Genomic DNA, 20,437 nt, shown 5'->3' on the forward strand with positions numbered 1-20,437 from the left:
GAACAGACAGAAAATATGAAGACACCGCGGGAGCGGAATAATATAGATGCGGTATTACAGGCGAGTGTTAGTGCGAACTATGAAATATATCAGAAGGTAAGGAGGGCAAATGGTATGTGCGAAGCATTACGGGAATTAATGAAAGATGAAATAGAGCAGGATGTAGCAAGAGGAGAAATGCGCGGCAGAGTGGAAGGAATTGTAGATACATGTTGTGATCTAGGGTTGCCAGAAGACGCTATTTTAGAGCGGTTGCAGAAAAAACTAAATATATCATTACAGACTGCCCAGGAATATCTAAAGACTTTTGGAAAACAGATCGTAAAAAATTAACGAACGTCAGGAAAATCAAAAACATATGAACTATCAGCAAAAAGATTTAGTGAGAATAGCAAAACGGGAAAACAATACCAAAAGAAATTATCTGGTAGTAGATCCACTGCAGGGAAAGCATGTTCCGGTAGAACCTTCGAAAGCATTGAATCTTTTCAAAAGTCTTGCAGAGAAGCTTCAGGGAAAATATGAAGGCGAGAGACTGCTTTTGATCGGTTTTGCGGAAACCGCGACAGCAATCGGTGCACAGGCTGCGATCACATTGGGAACAAAGTATATCCAGACAACACGGGAAGTAATACCGGATGCCAGATATTTATTTTTTTCGGAAGCGCACAGCCATGCGACTGAGCAGAAATTAGTAAAAGATGATATAGACCGTGTGATAAATGATATCGACAGGATTGTATTTATAGAGGATGAGGTGACCACCGGGAATACGATCATGAATATCATTAAGATCATAACAAAAGAGTATCAGAAAAAAATAAAATTTGCAGTTGCTTCATTGTTAAATGGAATGACAGAAGAATCCTTAAAAATTTATCAGGATGAAAAAATAGAACTTCATTATCTGGTAAAAACGGATCATTCCGGATACGGTACGGTTGCGGAGCAGTATAGATGTGATGGTTTATATATTTGTGCGATACCGGAGAATCATACGCAGGAAAGCGCGGATATTGATGTGCAATCGGAGAAGAATATGCGGGAACATATCATATCGATTCCCGGATGGATGAATGCAAGACGTTTCGTTGACGCAAAACAATATGAGGCTGCATGTAAAAAACTTGCGAAAACCGTGATCACAGAGACTGTTGTGAAACAGGGTGAACGTGTACTTGTGATTGGCACGGAAGAGTTTATGTATCCGGCACTTCTGACAGGGTACGAAATCGAAAAAATGGGATGTGTTGTCCGCTGCCATTCTACGACTAGAAGTCCGATCGCGGTCAGTACCGAGGAAGAGTATCCACTGCATTGCAGATATGAACTGCGCAGCTTATATGATCCGGATCGAAAGACTTTTATTTATGATTTGGAAAACTATGACAGGGTTATCGTTATGACGGATGCAGCATTAGCGTCGTTAAAAGGATTAGAAACGCTGATTTACGCACTTCGGATGAAAAATGAAAATATAACGGTGATACGCTGGTGTTAAAGAGGGCACAGGAATAAGGGCATAATGTGAAAATAAAATTTTTCCCATACGAAATTTGTGTCTCAGCAGCAAACATGCGATGTAATGGAAAGCAGGAAAGAATGGAGACAAGATTAAATGAGAAGTTCATACCGGGATGAGGACGTGACTCTTCTGTTAAAAGATATCACCGGCATGGTGCAGCCACAGCCGACCGAAGAGAGAGAAAAACTGATACAGGCGGGAAAACATTACAGTGAAATGCTGCCGGTCGAATATGTCCCGACAGAAAAATATATGCAGGTGTACCGGGAAGCGTTGAAAAATTATGCAAAACCGGTAGCACTTGCTGTCGGAAGACTTGCAGATAAGATCATTGAAAAAAAGGGACAGGACATTGTGCTCGTCTCACTGGCTCGCGCCGGTATTCCAATCGGAATTTTAGTCAAAAGATATATTGCAAAAAAATATCAGGTCAATGTACCGCATTATTCCATTTCCATCATCCGCGGCAGAGGGATTGATGACAATGCGATGAAATATCTGTTAAGCCGGTATGAACCGGGACAGTTATTGTTCGTGGACGGATGGATCGGAAAGGGCGCGATTTTAAATGAATTAAAAAAGGATCTTGCGCAGTATGAAGGTGTGTCATCCGATATCGCAGTCATTGCCGATCCTGCTAATGTGACAGAACTGTGCGGCACACACGATGATATTTTAATACCGAGTTCCTGTCTTAACAGCACTGTGTCAGGACTGATCAGCAGGACATTCTTAAGGAGTGATATCATTGGAAAAGATGATTTCCATGGAGCCGTCTATTACGGAGAATTAAAAGATTCGGATCTGTCCTATGAATTTATCCATACGATCGAGAACGAGTTTGAGATGGATGTGGAAAAAGAAAATAAGTGTGTGGAAAGCTCTGGTATTGACGAGGTAAAACAGATTGCAAAGACATTTGATATTGATGATATCAATCTGATCAAACCGGGAATCGGAGAGGCGACAAGAGTATTGCTGCGAAGAGTTCCATGGAAGATCCTGATTGATGAGAGGTACAAGGGAGATCCTCAGCTTGGACATCTGGTGAGATTAGCTGAGGAAAAAAATGTGTCGATCCAGTATTATCCGATGAAACATTATAAATGCTGCGGTATCATTAAAAAAATGTCAGATATATAAAAAATACTGCCGGTTTCCAGGAAAATTTATGCATACGTCAGTTTGGTCTCGTCATGCCAAAGAAATTTATGTATACATCAGTCTGGTCTGTCATGCCAAAGAAATTCGTGCATACATAAGTTTAGTCTGTTATGCCAAAGACCTCTGCAAGAAATAAGATTTTTTCTGCCCAGTTATGGTGGGTTTTGTATTCGTTCATGCGTTCACCCGCAAGATTTCCGGAGACAAGCGAGTCTGATTTTTTATCCCAGTTTAAAATTGCTTTTGCATCGTTAAAATCTGATCTTGTAACCTGATAAACTTTGTTTACGACAGAAATCTGATTTGGATGAATGACTGTTTTTCCGGTAAAGCCGCAGAGTTTATCATCTTTTAGTTCCTGAATCAGGCCATTTTCCCAATTATACCCGGAATAATATTCCCATACCGGTCCGGAAACGACGTAGTCCATGCCGTAAACAGTTATGATATCAGAAAAAATATCAGCGACAGGTCTGATCAGGTGAATGGACTCGTCACAATGACGGCGGAATCCAAACATGTGACACAGATCATTTCCTCCGACACGAATATTTAAAACGAGATCTTCCACATGGGAAAGCCTGTCTTTCAGATCATACAGGATATCGATACGGTGCCGCAGGTCAATGATAGAAGAACTCTCATAGATCGGCATCATATATAATTTCCTGGAAGCCTGTTCGTTAGCCCGGATCATTTCTTCTATATAAGAGCTGGCGTTGTCAGCAGTAAATTTCGGTATGATATAACCGGTGATCACTTTTATGCTTTCCCCAAAAGCCTTCGTTAAACGTTCAATCTGGCCGGCATTGCGGACACGGATAAAGATTTTCGGAAGGTAAAAAGGATGATCCTGAAAACTTTCAAATATCTGATGGATGGAAGAGATAAGATCCTGCTCTGCTTCTGTCACATAGTTGTCATTGATCGTATCTTCAAGGCATAAAGCCAGAGAATATTTAGTTCCAAATTTTTCATGAATCACAGAGTCGGCAATCGTTTTTTTATTGGCGGGACAATAGAGCAGTGCACCGACACTGTAATAAATAATATCGTTTTTCAATTTGTAAAAATCCCCCTGAGTGTATAAAAACTCTTCAAAATATCACAAGTTTAACAACAGATTGCAAATTGAATTATAGCATTAATATAGGCAAAAAGATAGATAGATTCGATGCCGGACGTTTTCTTGAAAACAGGATGCCGGTATGCTATACTTTTAGATGATTTTTATAGAATATTGTGCTCTGTGAAACAGGGTTTTTGAGGAAAGAATAATATGAGTAACGGTGGTAAAAAGATACGGCTGTCATTTAACTCTCCGGTTATTTTGGGATTTACGCTTGCCTGTTTTATCGTACTGATTTTAGATAAAGTAACAGGCAGTGCATCCACGCTTGCACTTTTCAGTGTCTACCGGTCATCGTTGGCAAGTCCGCTCACATACATCCGGTTTTTCGGACATGTGTTAGGACATGCCAGCTGGGATCATTTCTTTGGAAATATTATGATGTTACTGGTTGTAGGACCGCTTTTGGAAGAAAAATACGGTTCGGCAAATATTCTCTTTGTGATTTTAGCGACAGCGCTGGTAACGGGTGTGATCAATTTCATATTTTTCCCACATGTCCAGCTCCTTGGGGCAAGCGGTGTTGTATTTGCGTTCATATTACTCGCATCTTTAACAAGTATTGAGGAGGAAAAAATCCCGCTGACCTTTATTCTGGTTGCGCTGATCTATATCGGGCAGCAGGTGTATGATGGTATCTTTATCAGGGATAACGTCTCGAATCTGACACATATTTTAGGAGGCATTGTCGGGTCAGGCCTTGGCTATGTGATGAACAAAAACAAAATGAACAGATATTGAAGGTGAGAATGCGCTATGTTAGAACACAAAAAGATTCGCAGCCTTGATGATTACTTTGCCGATCTAAACGGAAGACAGAGCAGAGAGGTGTATTTTTACCGGATCAATGGATACACGGAAAAAATCGGGGACTTTATAAAAAAATATTATGATACGGCAAGAAGAGCGGGTGTGGTGATCGAAGGAAAAATCCCAAATCCCGATGAGAAGAACCTTGCGTATTATTCTGAAATCATGGGGATGGATTTTCAGATGAATCCGTCATTTATATCGAATGGTTTAAAAAAATGGCTGCCGCGCATGAACGATCTGCAAAGGCAGAATGTGGCAGATTCGATCTATGACTCGCTTGATACCATGAGGCAGAATGGAAAAACAGAAAATATGCTGAAAAATGCATATATTAAGTTTATGTGCTGGCTGTACTACAAATTTGAACGGATTCTAAACCAGCTTGGGGAAAATGAACTGCCCAAGATCCTTTATGAGGGGGATATCAGTAATTACGAACTGATGCTGATATCGATCCTGTCCAATGCCGGGAGTGATGTGGTGCTGCTGCAGTATCACGGTGATGCCGGATATCTGAAATCAGATCCCGCTTCCGTTTTATCGGATGATCTGCAAATGGAGGGGATGACAGCTTTCCCGGAAGGATACTGCTTAAAGAAAGTACGGGAGGCAATACAAAATGATTTTGAAAAGGAACGGCTGTATGGAAGTCTGCCTTCTGTCAATAACTGTACCAATGCATGGATTGATGGAAAAGGATTTGAGGATATCAAAAAGAGTGTGTTGACCAGAGGAACAGATCCCCGCTTCTTTTATAACTGTTTTTACCGGATCAACGGTGCAGAGGACAAGCTGACATATGCGAACGAATTGTTTCAGCTGCAGCTTGAACTGAAAAATGCCGGGCGGAAGATGGTGATCGTAAACGGGGAGATCGAAAGACCGACACCGGATGAAATCGCAGAGATCCGGCGCAGAAATTATGCAAAAACAGATCAGCTTATCATGGATCTTTCCACGAATATAAAGTATCCGGCAAATTTAGAATTGCAAAAGATCATGCACAAAACATTTGTGGATATTCTTCTTGCAGAATCAGGCAAAGAAGGCGATAATTTAAACAGGCTCACCAGCAAGGCGGTTTACCTGTTGTGCTGGCTGAAAAGGTATCTGCCGTTTTTATTTTCCAATTGGAAGATGCCGGAGATCGGATGTTTTATCCATATGGGCGGGTGCCAGAATGAAAATGAAGCGTTGTTTCTCAGGTTTTTAGCAAGGCTGCCGGTCGATGTGGTGATCCTTTGTCCGAACAGGAATGTACCATGCCAGCTTACGGATCCGCTGTTGTATGAACTGAATTATGAGGAAAGCCTTACCATGGACAGGTACCCGGAGGAGAGTTCCCAGGTCAAAATGGGAACGGTTGCCTACCATGCGGAGAGGGAACTGGATACGTTAATGTATCAGGATACCGGCATGTACCGGAACATGCAGTATGGAAAGGCGAACATTATCAGTCTGCAGACCATGTACGAGGAGATTAAGATCCTGTGGGATCAGGAATTAAAGTACCGGCCGGATTTCAGCGTGGTCGATGGTGTCGTGAACATACCGGTCATTTTTGCAAAAGTTTCCGGAGTCAAAGACGGACATACCGCCGGCTACTGGACATCCGTAAAAGAACTGGTCACGGAAGATACAGTCGTGATAAAAAGAGCGCCTTATATAGAGCCGATGGCACCGAATCCGATGAAAATGTATGCTGCTGAATTTTTCAAAAATGGAAAACTGCAGCGGAATAAGATCAAGGCACATCCAAAATACCCGTACGGTATCCTGCGGGAAGATATTCAGGAGATGATACTTGATAAGATGCAGCTTCTGATCGATCAGAAACGGATCAAAGGAATCGGGGAAAATGGTATGGAATACACCGTGATTGCGCAGGTGTTAAATCTGCCGAAAGATATCGTAAGACTGATCCAGAAATTTGATCTTACCTGGAAAAATCCGAAACTGATCTATATCAATACATCGGAGACGGTCATTTCACTGGAAGACTCGATCCTGACAGTATTTTTGCATCTGATGGGATTTGATATTGTATTTTTTGTGCCGACGGGATATCAGAGTATTGAAAAATATTTTAACGGGCAGCTAATGGAAGAACACCAGATAGGGGAATATAAATATGATCTGCAAGTCCCTGACCTGAATAGTATTTCATTTAATAATACACGCCACACCTGGCGGGATAAATTTTTTAAGAGAGGTAATTAGAAATGGAGGAATCGTATGGGACTTGATTTTAGCAAAACAACGACTGCGGCAGCGCCGGCAGCCACAGTGGTACCGGACACAAAAGATGAGATCGCTGTTGTGGAACAGTATGACATTGTTGCCGACAGGGAAAAAATGAATTCAGAACTGGTCAATTCGGATGAGGTTGACCGGATCGTCAGTACGATTGAGGTCAACAATCTTGAGACAATCGTCACATTTGGAGCGGAGGTTGCAGAAGAAATTTCGAAAGCATCGGATGTCGTGTTAAACAGCATGAATATGTCACAGCTTGACGATACCAGCGAAATGTTAAAAACGTTAGCAAAGATCATGGATCAGTTTGATATCGATGAGATCAAAGAAAATCCGGGACTGTTTGGAAAATTATTTGGAAATATGAAAAAACAGCTCGACAAGATCCTTGCAAAATATCACACGATGGGCGAGGAAGTCGACAAGATCTATGTTCAGCTCAAAGGCTATGAATCAGAGATCAAACAGTCAAACCGTAAATTAAATACGATGTTTGAGGCAAATGTAAATTATTATCATGAACTTGTGAAATACATTCTTGCCGGAGAGCAGGCATGTAAAGAGATTGAAGATTACATTGCAAAGAGACAGCAGGATATGGCGGTTACCGGAGACGAGTCGATCCAGTTTGAACTTACCAGCTTAAATCAGGCACTGATGATGATGGAACAGCGTACACAGGATCTTCGAACAGCAGAGAATGTTGCAATGCAGTCCATTCCGATGATCAAAACGATGGAGTTCAGCAACTATAATCTGGTCAGAAAAATTAACTCCGCATTTATTGTAACACTTCCGGTATTTAAACAGGCACTTGCACAGGCAATTCTGCTGAAACGCCAGCGCATTCAGGCAGAAGCAATGTCTGCTCTGGATAAGAAGACCAACGAGATGCTGATCAAAAATGCGCAGAATACTGTGGAAGTTTCCAAGGCTACCGCTAAGATGGCATCCGGAAGCTCAATCCAGATTGAAACACTTGAGACGACCTGGAGAACGATTACCAGTGGTATTGAAGAAACGAAAAGAATTCAGGAAGACTGCAGAAAGAAACGTGTGGAAGATCAGGCAAGACTTGAGGCGATCAAGGCGGATTTCAACAGACAGTATCATATGCCGCCGGCAAACAAGTAAGTTATTTCTAATAACTATAGATTCATTTATTCTAAGGAGGGTAATACTATGCCAATTAATTTATCAAAAGGACAGAAAGTAGATTTAACAAAAGGAAATCCGGGACTGAAAAATATCATGGTTGGTCTTGGCTGGGATGTCAATGCATTTGATTCCGGTGTAGATTTTGACCTGGATGCAGCAGCATTTATGCTGGGAGCAGATGGAAAGTGCCCGACAGACAAAGAATTTGTATTTTATGGAAATCTGGCTCATCCGAGCGAGTCTGTAAAACATATGGGCGATAACTTAACCGGAGAGGGAGAAGGCGATGACGAGCAGATCCAGATCGATCTTTCCAAAGTACCGGCAAACATTGAGAGAATCGCATTTACCGTAACGATCTATGAGGCGGAGGCAAGACGCCAGAATTTTGGACAGGTATCTAATTCTTTCATTCGTCTGGTGGATGAGACAACCGGAAAAGAAATGATCCGCTATGACTTAGGAGAGGATTTCTCCATTGAGACAGCAGTCGTTGTCGGTGAATTATACAGACATAACGGCGAATGGAAATTTAATGCGATCGGAAGCGGCTTCCAGGGCGGACTCGCAGCACTTTGCGGACACTATGGAATTGAAGTGGCATAAGGAGGATTTATAATGTCAATTAGTTTACAGAAAGGACAGAAGGTCAGTCTGTCAAAAGATAACGCAGGATTGTCAAAGATTATTGTCGGTCTTGGATGGGATGAAGTGCAGCAGTCTTCATCCGGAGGTGGATTCTTAAGTGCTTTATTCGGGGGCGGATCAAAGCAGCAGCCGATCGACTGTGATGCATCCGCACTGATGTTAAAGAATGGAAAACTGGTGGATAAATCAGACATCGTTTATTTTGGTAATTTGCACCATAAATCAGGTACCGTAAATCATCAGGGAGACAACCTGACAGGAGCCGGTGATGGAGATGACGAGCAGATCGTGATCGACCTTGCAAAAGTACCACAGGAGTATGACAAAATCGTAATCGTTGTAAATATTTATCAGGCGGTTCAGAGACATCAGCATTTTGGCATGATTGAGAATGCATTCATCCGTTTAGTTGATGCAAGAAACAATAATGAAATGTGCAAGTACAACCTGACTGAAAATTATTCCGGTATGACGGCAATGATATTTGGAGAAGTGTACAGACATAACGGAGAATGGAAGTTCAGCGCTGTTGGCCAGGGTACAAATGACCCGGGACTGGGAGAACTGAGCAGAAGATTTGTATAAAAAAGATTGATACATTAGAGGAGGTTAACTACCCAAAATGAGTAACATAAATAAAGAAGAGCTTATGAGAGGTCTGTCAGACTCACAAGTAAACAAGAGCAAACAGGATTTTGGAACAAACGCTCTTGCAAAAAAAGAGACAGAATCACTGTGGTCGATGTTCATCGGAGCATTTGATGACATTTGGATCAAAGTATTATGTGCAGCACTGGTCATGAAAATCGTCATTTCTGTTATCGGTGTGTTTGTACCGGCATTAGCAGGAGAAAACGATGTTGTTGAGATTATAAGTATTGTTTTAGCAATCGCACTGGCAACCGGATTCAGTACATTATCCGAGTACCGCAACAGTTCCAGAAGTGAGGCATTACAAGAAGAATACAACAAGACTTATGCAAAAGTCATGAGAAATGGAAAACTGGTCAATATCCTTACCAGTGAGATTGTAAAAGGTGATACGATCCTCGTTCAGGCTGGTGATAAGGTACCGACCGACGGTGTGTTATTTGAAGGACACATCAAAGTTTCACAGGCTGCATTAAACGGTGAGTCAAGAGATGAGAATAAAACGGCTGCTGATAATCTTGATGAAGCGGAATCTACAGATTATGCATCTGCAAACAAAGTATTTATGGGATCAGTAGTGACCTCGGGTGAAGGGTATATGGTTGCAACCGTCATCGGTGATGCATCCGAGCTTGGAAAGATCAACAAGGCTCTGACGGATGATAATGAAGAGGACGAGAGAAAAGATACTTCAAGCCTGAAACTGGAAGTGGTAGCTGCCGGTATCGGTAAACTTGGTGTGTCCGCGGCTGCCATTGCAGGCGTATTAGATGTTGTACTGAACCTGATCCGTACGGATGAACCAATCACAGTTGTTTATGTTCTGCTTTTGGTTGCAGAGGCAGTTATGTTGATGGCATCTATCGTTATCATGGCAGTGCCGGAAGGTCTTCCGATGATGAACAGTCTGGTGCAGTCCATGAACACAGAGTCCATGTACAAGAAAAATATTCTTGTCAGCCACAAGGCAGCATTTTCTGATTCTGCGTATATGAATGTTTTATTCAGTGATAAAACAGGAACGATCACACAGGGTAACTTATCTTTGGTAGAATTTATCACCGGTGACGGTAAGATCGCAGAGAACATTCCGAATCAGGAATTTATCGAGGCGATTACATTAAACAATCTTGCAAAAGTATCCGAGGGTAAACCAATCGGAAGTAATAACATGGACAGAGCCCTTTTGGGATATGCCCTAGAGCATGGTTATGATGATTCGAAAAACGATCCGGATAAAGTCGCTGACATCAGCGGATTTGATTCGGAAAAGAAATGCGCTACCGTTACATTGAAAAACGGACTGGTTTACTGGAAAGGTGCAACCGAAAACATCATTGATAAAGTAACACATTATATGCTTCCATCCGGTGAAGAAAAAGAATTTACTGCAGCAGATAAAAAAGCTGTGGAAGATCAGATGCTCGCCCAGGCAAAGAGAACGATGAAATTGCTTTCTGTTGCCAAAATCGCAGATGGAAAAACAGTTCTGATGGCAGTGCTCTGCTTAAGAGATAACGTAAGAACCGATGCGGTTGAGACCGTTGAGATTTTAAACAATGCCGGTATCCAGGTTGTCATGGTAACCGGTGATGCGGAGGAAACAGCAGTTGCCATCGCAAAGGAAGCTGGTATCTTAAAAGACGAGCAGAACGATGTTGTTCTCACACATGAAGAGTTAGAGCAGATGTCAGATGAAGAGTTAAAGAAAAAACTTCCGAATCTCCGCGTGGTGAGCAGGGCAAAACCGCTTGATAAAAAGAGACTTGTTTCTATTTCACAGCAGCTTGATAATGTCTGCGGTATGACCGGAGACGGTGTTAATGATGCACCGGCATTAAAACAGGCAGATATCGGATTTGCCATGGGAGACGGTACAGCAGTTGCCCAGGAGGCAGGTGACGTTGTCATCTTAAATAACAGTTTGACTTCCATTAAGGACTGCGTATTGAACAGTAGAACAATGTCAAAATCAGTTGGTAAATTCTTAATCTTCCAGCTGACCGTCAATATCAGTACCTTGTTGATGAACATTATTGCGCCGATCCTGGGATGGACCGAGCCATTCTCCATTGTCCAGATTTTATGGATCAATCTGATCATGGATACTTTGGCAGCCATGGCATTTGGCGGAGAGCCGATTCTCGACCGATACATGAATGAAAAACCGGCACTCAGAAAAGATAACATTTTAACAACTTATATTAAATCTGCAATCGGAACAAGCTCTGTATTTATCACACTTGGCTCCATCCTGATTCTGGAAAACATTGGTGGGATTACAGATTTTGTAACACCGGCAGGCTGCGCGGATCCGGAATTATATGAAAAAACATTTATGTTTGCTTTTTTCATTTATTCAATCATTTTTAACAGCTTAAATACCAGATCTGAGAGATTTAATGTATTTGAACACATTGAAGAGAACAAGAATTTTATCATTGTTATGGGTGTGATCTTTATACTTCAGACCATCATCATTGAGATTGGTGGTCAGGTATTCAGCACAACGACATTGAATGCAAAAGCATTATTTGTTTCCATGCTGTTAGCAGTGCTCATTATCCCGGTTGATATGGTAAGAAAAGCCATTGTTTCGAAAAAATGATCGCCTTTCATACCGATTTGGATAATACACTCATCTATTCCTATAAACATGACATCGGGCCGCAGAAGCGAAATGTGGAACTCTATCAGGGAAGAGAAATATCCTGCATCACAGAGGAAACATATCATCTCCTGCAGCTCGTAAAAAATGAAATGCTCATTGTTCCAACGACCACTAGGACGTTGGAACAATATCAGCGCATTGATCTGGGAATCGGACCATTTCCATATGCATTGGTCTGCAACGGTGGTGTCCTTCTGGTAAATGGTGTGCCGGATGAAGCATGGTATCAGGACTCCCTGCATCTGGTGTCGGATAGCAGGGAAGAAATGAACCTTGCCATGGAACTGTTAGAGCGGGAACCACGCAGAAAATTTGAACTCCGATACATTGAAAAGCTGTTTATCTTTACAAAATGCAATGATCCCGAAACAGTTGTAAATGATTTAAAAACATCTCTCGATACAAAATATGTAGATGTCTTTTCCAACGGTGAAAAAGTATATGTAGTACCGCAAACTCTGAATAAAGGAACGGCAGTAGACCGACTCAGAGAAAAACTAAAACCAGAGTTCGTAATTGCCGCCGGAGACAGCACCTTTGATATCCCCATGCTATTGACCGCCGACCGCGGACTTGTCCCATCTGGATTCACACAAAAATATGAAATCCCGAAAACATCCGGAGCCCGGAAAAAAATAGATGAAATGACATCGAAAAAAATATTTTCCGATGCCCTATTAGAAAAAGTTCTAAAAATAAAAACGGAGTCTGTTGCAGCAGGTATTATTCATACAGGATAATACCACTTGCAACAGACTCCGTTTTTGGTATGTGAGGTAAAGTGCCAGCCACTAATCCATACTCACACTGATTCCGCCCTTCCTCTCCGAAGGCTGAATAATCACTGTAACCGGACAATTCCCATGCCACTCAAACTGGTAAGACTCCCCGGAAGTCTGTCCGATAAACGTTTTCCACGAAATATCAGCCGTCACCTGCGGATCACAATGTCCATTTCCAACCCAGCATACAACAGCGTCAGGATCAACAGAGATCGTATCCTGAGACATCACATTGCTTAAAACGATCGGGTTGCCGTCACAAAGCACAGCAACATATGCATCTTTTCCACGTGCAATCAGAGTGGAAGTTGCAAGACCTTTCTGGGAAAGCACACCGACACCGATAAAACGGACACTGTAATCACAATCCTGGGAGAAAGCGAGAATATTTTCGGATTCCACTGAGATAGTTTCCCCCTGCTCTAAGTGATAGACCACAACATGCTGACCATAATTTGCGTAATATGTAACAGAATCACCATTTAAAGTTACCTTCATAAGTGGGAGATTTTCTCCGGTCACTCTTCGTGCAAGCTGACCAAGCAGAGCCTGCCCGATATTATTCTGCGGTCCAAGCAAGACTTTTTCAAATTTGTAATTCTTTCCACCGGCATTTTCTCCGGCGATAAATGCACCTGCTTTTGTAAAGAGTACATCACTGCCAGTGCAGGTAACCTTTAAAGTAAGTTCGTTTACTGTTTCAAATGTTAACATAACAAATTTCCTCCAAAATCTAATCCTTTGTTTAAATAACCTGAACGCCGTACAAACCGCACAGTCCTGCGAGATCTTTTGCCACGCCGTTTCCGATGGCATTAAATTTCCATGCGCCGTTATGCAGATACAGTTCACCGATCATCATGGATGTCACGTTCGTATAGTATTCATCCATTTTAAAGCTGACCAGCTCGGTGCCGGCAGGATCCATAATACGGATATACGCATCCTCAAGCATTCCGAAATTCAGATTTTTTTCAAATGCTTCATTGATCGTCAGCACAAATACGATTCTGGCAACGGATGGATCTAATCTGGTAAAATCCACGGAAATGATCTCGCGGTCTGCGCCGCCGTCAGCGTGGAAAACCGTGCTGTGATCCGGGCTTTCGGTCTGCCCGTAAAAGACAAACCAGGAATCACCGATCACTTTACCGGATGAGCCGAGCAAAAATGCGGATACATCCACATCACAGGCAGGATTTTTGACATTCCATCCAAGACATGCCTTTATGGAAGTGAGCTTCCCGGAATTCTCCAGCGGTGTTTTCTGACCTTTTTGCACCATATGTACCAGTGGAGGTAAAGGTTTTGACGCCGGTGTGGATGCGTTTGATACTGCTTGAGATGACGTGTGGTTGATCGAAGTGATGGTTCGTGTTGTTTTTGCCCCCTCAACTTTGCGTTCGTTGATGGAAAGAACGGTCTGTCTGGTGACGGGAGCAGAGGATCTCATTGGAATATCTACCATAATAAAAAACCCCTTATCGTTTAGTAAAATAATAGAATGTACGCTCCGCGGGCAATCTATTGTTATGAATTAATAAGTCTCTGGATTTCATTTTAAGTGATTCTGATAGAGGTGTCAAATTGCGAAATGTTGACATATAAGTCAACAAAAACATCGGTTGCAAAGGTTTCATCAAAAGGAAAAATCGTTGCAGTAGCGCCGGGAAGCTGTAAGATTTCCGTAAAATCACAAGGTGTAACCAGCAATATAACTGTTATTGTACTCCCGAATAAAGTAAAGACGGTAGCATCTGATTTTTCATCTGCAAACATTATACAGTTAAAGAAGGGGACAACGTATAAGTTCCGCGTTCGTGGATTTGTGAAATCAGGTTCTAAAAAATATTATGGCGAATTCGGAAAAACATATAAACTGAAGACAAATAAGTAATTATTGATCGAAAAACAGGAAATAGAAATCAAACATTTTATATGAGAAATAAGTTAGGGAGGTCGGATGGGCTTCCCTAATTTTTTTGATCGGATTTATTTGGAAATTATAGAAGATCCTTGTTATAATACAACAGGTAAGCAGAACAAACAGCTTCTATGGCATACAGGAATTTGAGATACAAATAATGGAATGTATGTTTGACAGATCATTTTATTATGATGAATAAAAATGCAGGAATGGAGAATATTTATGGCACAACATGAAAAATTTTATTTAAATGGTACCTGGCAGTTAAAAAAAGCGGATGAAACACTGCTCTGCCCGGTGGAGATTCCGGGTTCAGTACTTTCCGGACTGACAGAACACGGTTTACTTGAAGATCCATTTTACCGGATGAATGAGTACCCGACAAGAGAGCTGCTGAAAAATGATTTTATTTTTTCAAGGGAATTTGAACTGAAAAAAGAAGGGGGAAGAGTGTATGCACTCTGCTGTGACGGAATCGACACGGTGGCAGATATTTTTATCAACGGCATGCTGATAAAGCATGTGGATAACATGCACCTTCGTTACCGGATTCTGTGCACAAATGTCCTGAAAAATGGGACAAACAATATCACAGTGAAAATCCATTCTGCAATCGCATATGTAAACGAACATGTGCCGGCAGCGGGAAAAGAGATTCATTACACGGCATGCGGTGCGATGGAAGGAAATCAGTATATCCGGAAAGCACATTCCATGTTTGGCTGGGACTGGGGTCCACAGTTACCGGATATGGGGATCTGGCGTGATATTTTTATTGACAGCTATGAGAAGGCAGAACTGTCTGATCTGCATATCAGACAGGAACACATAGATGGAAAAGTTTTTCTGTCGGCAGAAACAAAAGTGATGTTGCCGGAAAAGGCACAGGACGGTGAAATTGCGGAAGCTGAGTATCTGGTATTGCCACAGAGTGCGGAAAGTAATGCCCGGATATTGAAAGAAAGTGTGGGAAACAATGATTCGACACTGGCAGAGAATGCAGATAATCTTGAGGTAAAAATCACGCTGCAGACACCGGATGGAAAACAGATTTCTTTTTCGGATGGAAAATGTCTGGTTGAAGATCCGAAACTCTGGTGGCCGAACGGATACGGTGCACAGCCGCTTTATACGGTGCGTGCGGAACTTTTTCTGGGCGGAGAATTTCTGGATGTAAAAGAGCTGCGCATTGGTCTGCGTACATTGACGGTCAGCCGGGAAAAGGATGCATGGGGTGAGGAGTTTGCATTTTGTGTCAATGGGGTAAAGATTTTTGCCAAGGGTGCGGATTATATCCCGGAGGACTGTATTTATTCAAAGATTACACCTGAGCGCATTTATGAATTGCTGGATATTGCGGTGGCGTGTCATTTTAACTGTATCCGTATCTGGGGTGGTGGATATTATCCGGCGGATGTTTTCTATGATTACTGTGATGAGCATGGTCTGATCGTATGGCAGGATTTTATGTATGCCTGCAATGTCTACGAACTTACGGATGCGTTGCGGGAGAGCATTATAGAAGAAACAAAAGATAATGTAAAAAGATTAAGACACCACGCAAGTCTTGGACTTTGGTGTGGCAACAATGAGATGGAATCAGCCTGGGATCACTGGGGTGGTTTTAATGATCATTCGGATGCATTAAAACAGGATTACCTGACAATGTTTGAAAAGCTGATCCCGGAAGCATTAAAGAGTGAAGATGATGCAACGTTTTACTGGCCTTCTTCCCCATCATCCGGCGGTAATTTTACGGACCCGGACAGCGATGATATCGGGGATCGTCATTACTGGGATGTATGGCATGGAGAAAAGCCGTTTTCTGACTATGAAAATTACTATTTTAGATTTTGCTCAGAATTTGGATTCCAGTCGTTCCCTTGTAAAAAAACCATCAATACCTTTACCCTGCCTGAGGATCGCAATATCTTTTCCGAAGTTATGGAGAGTCATCAGAAAAATGGTTCTGCAAATGCTAAAATTCTGCATTATATTGCGGAGAACTTTTTATATCCAAAAGATTTTGAGAGTCTGATCTATATCAGCCAGGTGCTGCAGGCAATCGCGATCAAAAGCGGTGTGGAACACTGGCGCAGAAACAGGGGACGCTGTATGGGTGCAATTTACTGGCAGTTAAATGATAACTGGCCGGTCGCATCCTGGGCAAGTATTGATTATTTTGGAAGATGGAAGGCACTGCAGTATTTTTCAAGACATTTTTATGCGGATGTACTCGGCAGCTTAAAGGTATCTGAAGATGCAGTCTATACGCCATATCTGCAAAATGAGACAATGCAGGAAGTATCGTCTGATGTCACGGTTTTCGTGAAAAATATGCTGGGGGAAGTTCTCTGGAAAAATTCGCAGCGTGCAGTATGTGAACCGTTGTCCGTGAAAGCAATGGGACCGGTTTCTTTGAAAGATGTGATAGAAGGCAGGGAAAGTGAAGTTTTTGTGGAGGCGGTATTTACACACTCCGATGGAACTTTGAGCCGTCAGGTTGAAATGCCAAAACCGTATAAACATATGCAGATCAAAAAAGCAGAGATTACTTTTGATGTAATGATAGAAGGCGATCTGCTGACGGTGTGGTTAAAATCAGATGCTCCGGCATTTTTCGTTTCAGTGGAGAGTAATGTGGATCTGGTCTGGTCGGATAATTTTATGCATCTGACCGGAAAAGAACCTTATGAGATCACGGCTGTTTTGCCGGATGGTGCAGAAGGCGTGCCTAAGATCCGGGTACGGTCACTGTGCGATTCATGGGAAGTGGAAGAATAACTCTAAAACAGAACAGCTTTACACCTTCTTATACAAGTGTTATCATAAAATTAGTTAGAAATAACTAACATATGAAAAGCATTTTAAAGAAGGTAGAATTCTATGAAAGTATATTGTTTTGGAGAGAAAGAAAAACCGGTTATTTTCCTTTTCCCGGGAACCTGTTGTCACTGGAAAGGAAATTTTGGAAAAGTGATAGAGCCGTTAGAAGAATATTTTCAGGTGGCATGTGTTTCCTATGATGGATTTGATGAGACGGAGCAGACAGAGTTTCCAACGATGACAGAGGAAACAGAAAAGATAGAGCAGTACATAAAGAAAGAATTTGACGGACATATCTGTGCTGCGTATGGCTGTTCGCTGGGTGGTTCCTTTGTCGGACTGCTCGCAGCACGCGGAAACATCCATATGGATTATGGTATTTTAGGCGGTTCTGATTTAGACCAGTCCGGAAAACTCTGGGCAAAGCTGATGACGAAATTGATGATGCCGGTTTTTTATCCGTTTATCACGAAAGGAGAGATAAAAATTCCTTTCATGAAAAAGAAAATGGACAGGATGATGGCGGAAGAAAATGGTTATATCAGGGCATTTATGGATATGATAAAGACTCCGGATGTCGATATGAGCCGCGTTACAAAAAAGACTGTTGAAAACCAGTTTTACTCTGATCTGATCACGCCGCTGCCGGATCAGATTGATCCGGCCGGGACTCAGATGCATATTTTATATGCCCTTAAAATGGGCGAAAAATACCGTGTACGTTATACAAAGCATTTTGCAAGACCGATCCTGCATGAGTTAGATCTACAGCACGAAGAGCTGCTTGCAGTTTACCCGGATGAGTGGGTAAAAGTGATCGCAGAGATTTGTGGCAGAAAAACGGGAGACAGTGCAGACAGATTTAAAGTTGAGAAAAACTGATGGGACGGGAAAAAGTTGTACGGGAGAGGGAACACTCACCATGTATGAGGTATTTCCCGGTGTGATTCTTTCGTACAATGACTTTCATATGGCATATTATGACTCCGAGTATCAGCCTGACCGGTCATTATTTTGCATCGATCACTGCCGGGAAGGACGCCTTGAGTACACTGCTTAGATGAAGCGACCGCAAGCCTTGATCCGGAAAATGAACATTTGATACAGTCTGCGATCACGGAACTGACAAAAGGGAAAACAATTATTATCATTGCACATCGTCTGGCAACGATCGAGCAGGCAGACCAGATTTTAGTGGTGGATGACGGAAGCATTGCTGAGTGCGGAACGCATGAAGAACTTGTGGCAAGAAAAGGAAAGTACCAGGATTTCGTAAAAATCAGGGAGCGTGCAGAAGGATGGCGTCTGGAAAAATAAATGAGAAAACATCTCACTTTTTCATATTGCAATTTAAAAATACGTTCGTTATACTGAACAATAGTTAGACATAACTAACAATAGTGTAAATCATGCAGACTCCGGAATCGGAAAGTTGCTACCTTTTTGATTCCGCAGAGGTTGTCTGCAAACGAAGAAAAAGGAGACAGCGGGAATGAATTATTTAGAGATTGAAAAAGTAATCGGAAGAGAGATTTTAGACTCCAGAGGTAATCCTACCGTGGAAGCTGAAGTATATTTGGTGGACGGTACCATTGGAAGGGGAATGGCACCAAGCGGTGCATCGACCGGAGAATTTGAAGCATTAGAGCTTCGCGACGGCGATAAGTCGAGATATCTTGGCAAAGGTGTTACCAAAGCAGTAGAAAATATTAATACCATTATTAACGATACGATCGTTGGAATGGATGCCAGCGACATTTATGCAGTGGATGCAGCGATGATTGCAGCTGACGGAACAAAGGATAAATCAAAACTGGGAGCAAATGCGATCTTAGCAGTGTCGATTGCAGCGGCACGTGCAGCTTCCATCTCACTTGATATTCCGCTTTACCGTTTCTTAGGCGGCATTTCAGGCAACCGTCTGCCAGTTCCTATGATGAATATTTTAAATGGTGGTGCACATGCAGCAAACACGGTAGACGTGCAGGAGTTCATGATCATGCCGGTCGGTGCACCGAGTTTTAAGGAGGCGCTCCGCTGGTGTGCGGAAGTGTTCCACGCACTTGCTACATTGTTAAAGAGCAAAGGACTTGCAACTTCTGTCGGTGATGAAGGTGGTTTTGCACCGGATCTTGCATCTGATGAAGAGGCAATCGAGTACATATTAGATGCTGTGAAAAATGCAGGATACGAGCCGGGCAGAGATTTCAGAATTGCAATGGATGCAGCTTCCTCCGAGTGGAAGAGCGAGAAAGGAAAAGGATTTTATAAACTGCCAAAGGCGGGCACCGAATTTACTTCTGCAGAACTGATCGAGCACTGGAAGAAACTGGTTGAAAAATACCCGATCATTTCCATCGAGGATGCACTTGACGAGGAAGACTGGGATGGCTGGAAACTTCTGACCAAAGAACTTGGCGGTAAGGTACAGCTTGTCGGAGACGATTTATTTGTAACCAATACAGAGCGCCTGAAAAAAGGTATCGACAATGGCTGTGGCAATGCCATTCTGATCAAGTTAAATCAGATCGGTTCCGTATCCGAGACTTTAGAGGCAATCAAGATGGCTCATAAAGCAGGTTATACGGCAATTTCTTCCCACCGTTCCGGTGAGACGGAAGACACCACGATCGCAGATCTTGCTGTGGCATTAAATACCTGTCAGATCAAGACCGGTGCACCGAGCAGAACGGAGCGTGTTGCAAAATACAACCAGCTTCTCCGCATTGAGGAGGAACTTGGAAGTGCAGCAGTGTATCCGGGAATGGGTGCATTTAATGTAAAATAAGAAATTTATTCATATTATAATTTATTTTCTCCTCTGTATCATGGAAAGGACGCGAAAGGTCAGGGATGGCTTTTGGCGTTCTTTTTATTCCAATTCTCT

At 42.3% G+C, this 20,437-nt stretch carries 16 protein-coding genes and 2 pseudogenes; 15 read left to right on the plus strand and 3 right to left on the minus strand.

The features are described 5' to 3' along the window. From DXA60_RS16295 to DXA60_RS16305, 3 genes and pseudogenes are all read left to right on the plus strand, one after another. A pseudogene (locus DXA60_RS16295) lies at nucleotides 1-333 on the plus strand (hypothetical protein); the annotation flags it as partial. A gap of 25 nt (nucleotides 334-358) precedes the next feature. After that, nucleotides 359-1,501, plus strand: coding sequence for a phosphoribosyltransferase domain-containing protein (locus DXA60_RS16300; protein WP_117922376.1), 1,143 nt, complete (start codon nucleotides 359-361; stop codon nucleotides 1,499-1,501). A gap of 117 nt (nucleotides 1,502-1,618) precedes the next feature. Continuing rightward, nucleotides 1,619-2,668, plus strand: a complete 1,050-nt coding sequence (locus DXA60_RS16305) for a cysteine protease StiP family protein (RefSeq protein WP_117922377.1) — start codon at nucleotides 1,619-1,621, stop codon at nucleotides 2,666-2,668. A gap of 121 nt (nucleotides 2,669-2,789) precedes the next feature. Here DXA60_RS16305 and DXA60_RS16310 read toward each other — a convergent pair whose 3' ends face one another. Further along, entirely contained in the window at nucleotides 2,790-3,752 is a 963-nt protein-coding gene (locus DXA60_RS16310) for an HpcH/HpaI aldolase/citrate lyase family protein (RefSeq protein WP_117922378.1), read from the minus strand. A 216-nt stretch (nucleotides 3,753-3,968) separates the two neighbouring features. On the opposite strand from DXA60_RS16310, the gene DXA60_RS16315 reads away from it, so the two are divergent. The 7 genes from DXA60_RS16315 to DXA60_RS16345 are packed head-to-tail and all read left to right on the plus strand — an operon-like array spanning nucleotide 3,969 to nucleotide 12,755. After that, nucleotides 3,969-4,559, plus strand: a complete 591-nt coding sequence (locus DXA60_RS16315) for a rhomboid family intramembrane serine protease (protein WP_117922379.1) — start codon at nucleotides 3,969-3,971, stop codon at nucleotides 4,557-4,559. 15 nt (nucleotides 4,560-4,574) lie between these two features. Continuing rightward, nucleotides 4,575-6,851: a YceG family protein gene (locus DXA60_RS16320; RefSeq protein WP_117922380.1), complete on the plus strand. Its 2,277-nt coding sequence runs from the start codon at nucleotides 4,575-4,577 to the stop codon at nucleotides 6,849-6,851. Nucleotides 6,852-6,866: 15 nt separating this feature from the next. Continuing rightward, nucleotides 6,867-8,021: a toxic anion resistance protein gene (locus DXA60_RS16325; protein ID WP_055195937.1), complete on the plus strand. Its 1,155-nt coding sequence runs from the start codon at nucleotides 6,867-6,869 to the stop codon at nucleotides 8,019-8,021. A gap of 48 nt (nucleotides 8,022-8,069) precedes the next feature. After that, complete coding sequence (locus tag DXA60_RS16330) at nucleotides 8,070-8,651, plus strand: TerD family protein (RefSeq protein WP_006856247.1); 582 nt, start codon at nucleotides 8,070-8,072, stop codon at nucleotides 8,649-8,651. Nucleotides 8,652-8,663: 12 nt separating this feature from the next. Beyond that, on the plus strand, nucleotides 8,664-9,278 hold the full coding sequence (locus DXA60_RS16335; protein ID WP_015522113.1) for a TerD family protein: 615 nt from the start codon (nucleotides 8,664-8,666) through the stop codon (nucleotides 9,276-9,278). A gap of 37 nt (nucleotides 9,279-9,315) precedes the next feature. Continuing rightward, entirely contained in the window at nucleotides 9,316-11,952 is a 2,637-nt protein-coding gene (locus tag DXA60_RS16340) for a cation-translocating P-type ATPase (RefSeq protein ID WP_006856249.1), read from the plus strand. Further along, nucleotides 11,949-12,755 (plus strand): HAD hydrolase family protein, encoded by an 807-nt coding sequence (locus tag DXA60_RS16345; protein WP_117922381.1) that lies wholly within the window; start codon nucleotides 11,949-11,951, stop codon nucleotides 12,753-12,755. The genes DXA60_RS16340 and DXA60_RS16345 overlap by 4 nt, the downstream gene beginning before the upstream one ends. Before the next feature lie 51 nt (nucleotides 12,756-12,806). Here the strand turns inward: DXA60_RS16345 and DXA60_RS16350 are convergent, their stop codons facing one another. Beyond that, the gene (locus DXA60_RS16350; RefSeq protein ID WP_117922382.1) at nucleotides 12,807-13,511 is read right to left on the minus strand and encodes an AIM24 family protein; all 705 of its coding nucleotides are present in this window, start codon (nucleotides 13,509-13,511) and stop codon (nucleotides 12,807-12,809) included. A gap of 31 nt (nucleotides 13,512-13,542) precedes the next feature. Beyond that, the gene (locus tag DXA60_RS16355; RefSeq protein WP_117922383.1) at nucleotides 13,543-14,265 is read right to left on the minus strand and encodes a TerD family protein; all 723 of its coding nucleotides are present in this window, start codon (nucleotides 14,263-14,265) and stop codon (nucleotides 13,543-13,545) included. Between the two features lie 126 nt (nucleotides 14,266-14,391). On the opposite strand from DXA60_RS16355, the gene DXA60_RS16360 reads away from it, so the two are divergent. From DXA60_RS16360 to eno, 5 genes and pseudogenes are all read left to right on the plus strand, one after another. Next, nucleotides 14,392-14,694 carry a hypothetical protein gene (locus DXA60_RS16360; protein WP_006856253.1) on the plus strand — a complete coding sequence of 101 codons (303 nt, stop codon included), beginning with the start codon at nucleotides 14,392-14,394 and terminating at the stop codon, nucleotides 14,692-14,694. Between the two features lie 252 nt (nucleotides 14,695-14,946). After that, entirely contained in the window at nucleotides 14,947-17,508 is a 2,562-nt protein-coding gene (locus DXA60_RS16365; protein ID WP_117922384.1) for a glycoside hydrolase family 2 protein, read from the plus strand. A gap of 102 nt (nucleotides 17,509-17,610) precedes the next feature. Next, nucleotides 17,611-18,432, plus strand: a complete 822-nt coding sequence (locus tag DXA60_RS16370) for an alpha/beta hydrolase (RefSeq protein ID WP_117922385.1) — start codon at nucleotides 17,611-17,613, stop codon at nucleotides 18,430-18,432. A 174-nt stretch (nucleotides 18,433-18,606) separates the two neighbouring features. Then, a pseudogene (locus tag DXA60_RS16380) lies at nucleotides 18,607-18,867 on the plus strand (ABC transporter ATP-binding protein); the annotation flags it as partial. 175 nt (nucleotides 18,868-19,042) lie between these two features. After that, nucleotides 19,043-20,338 (plus strand): phosphopyruvate hydratase, encoded by a 1,296-nt coding sequence (gene eno / locus DXA60_RS16385; RefSeq protein WP_117922386.1) that lies wholly within the window; start codon nucleotides 19,043-19,045, stop codon nucleotides 20,336-20,338. Nucleotides 20,339-20,437 lie beyond the last annotated feature (99 nt).

This window comes from Roseburia sp. OF03-24, assembly GCF_003463035.1.
GTDB lineage: Bacteria > Bacillota > Clostridia > Lachnospirales > Lachnospiraceae > Roseburia > Roseburia rectibacter.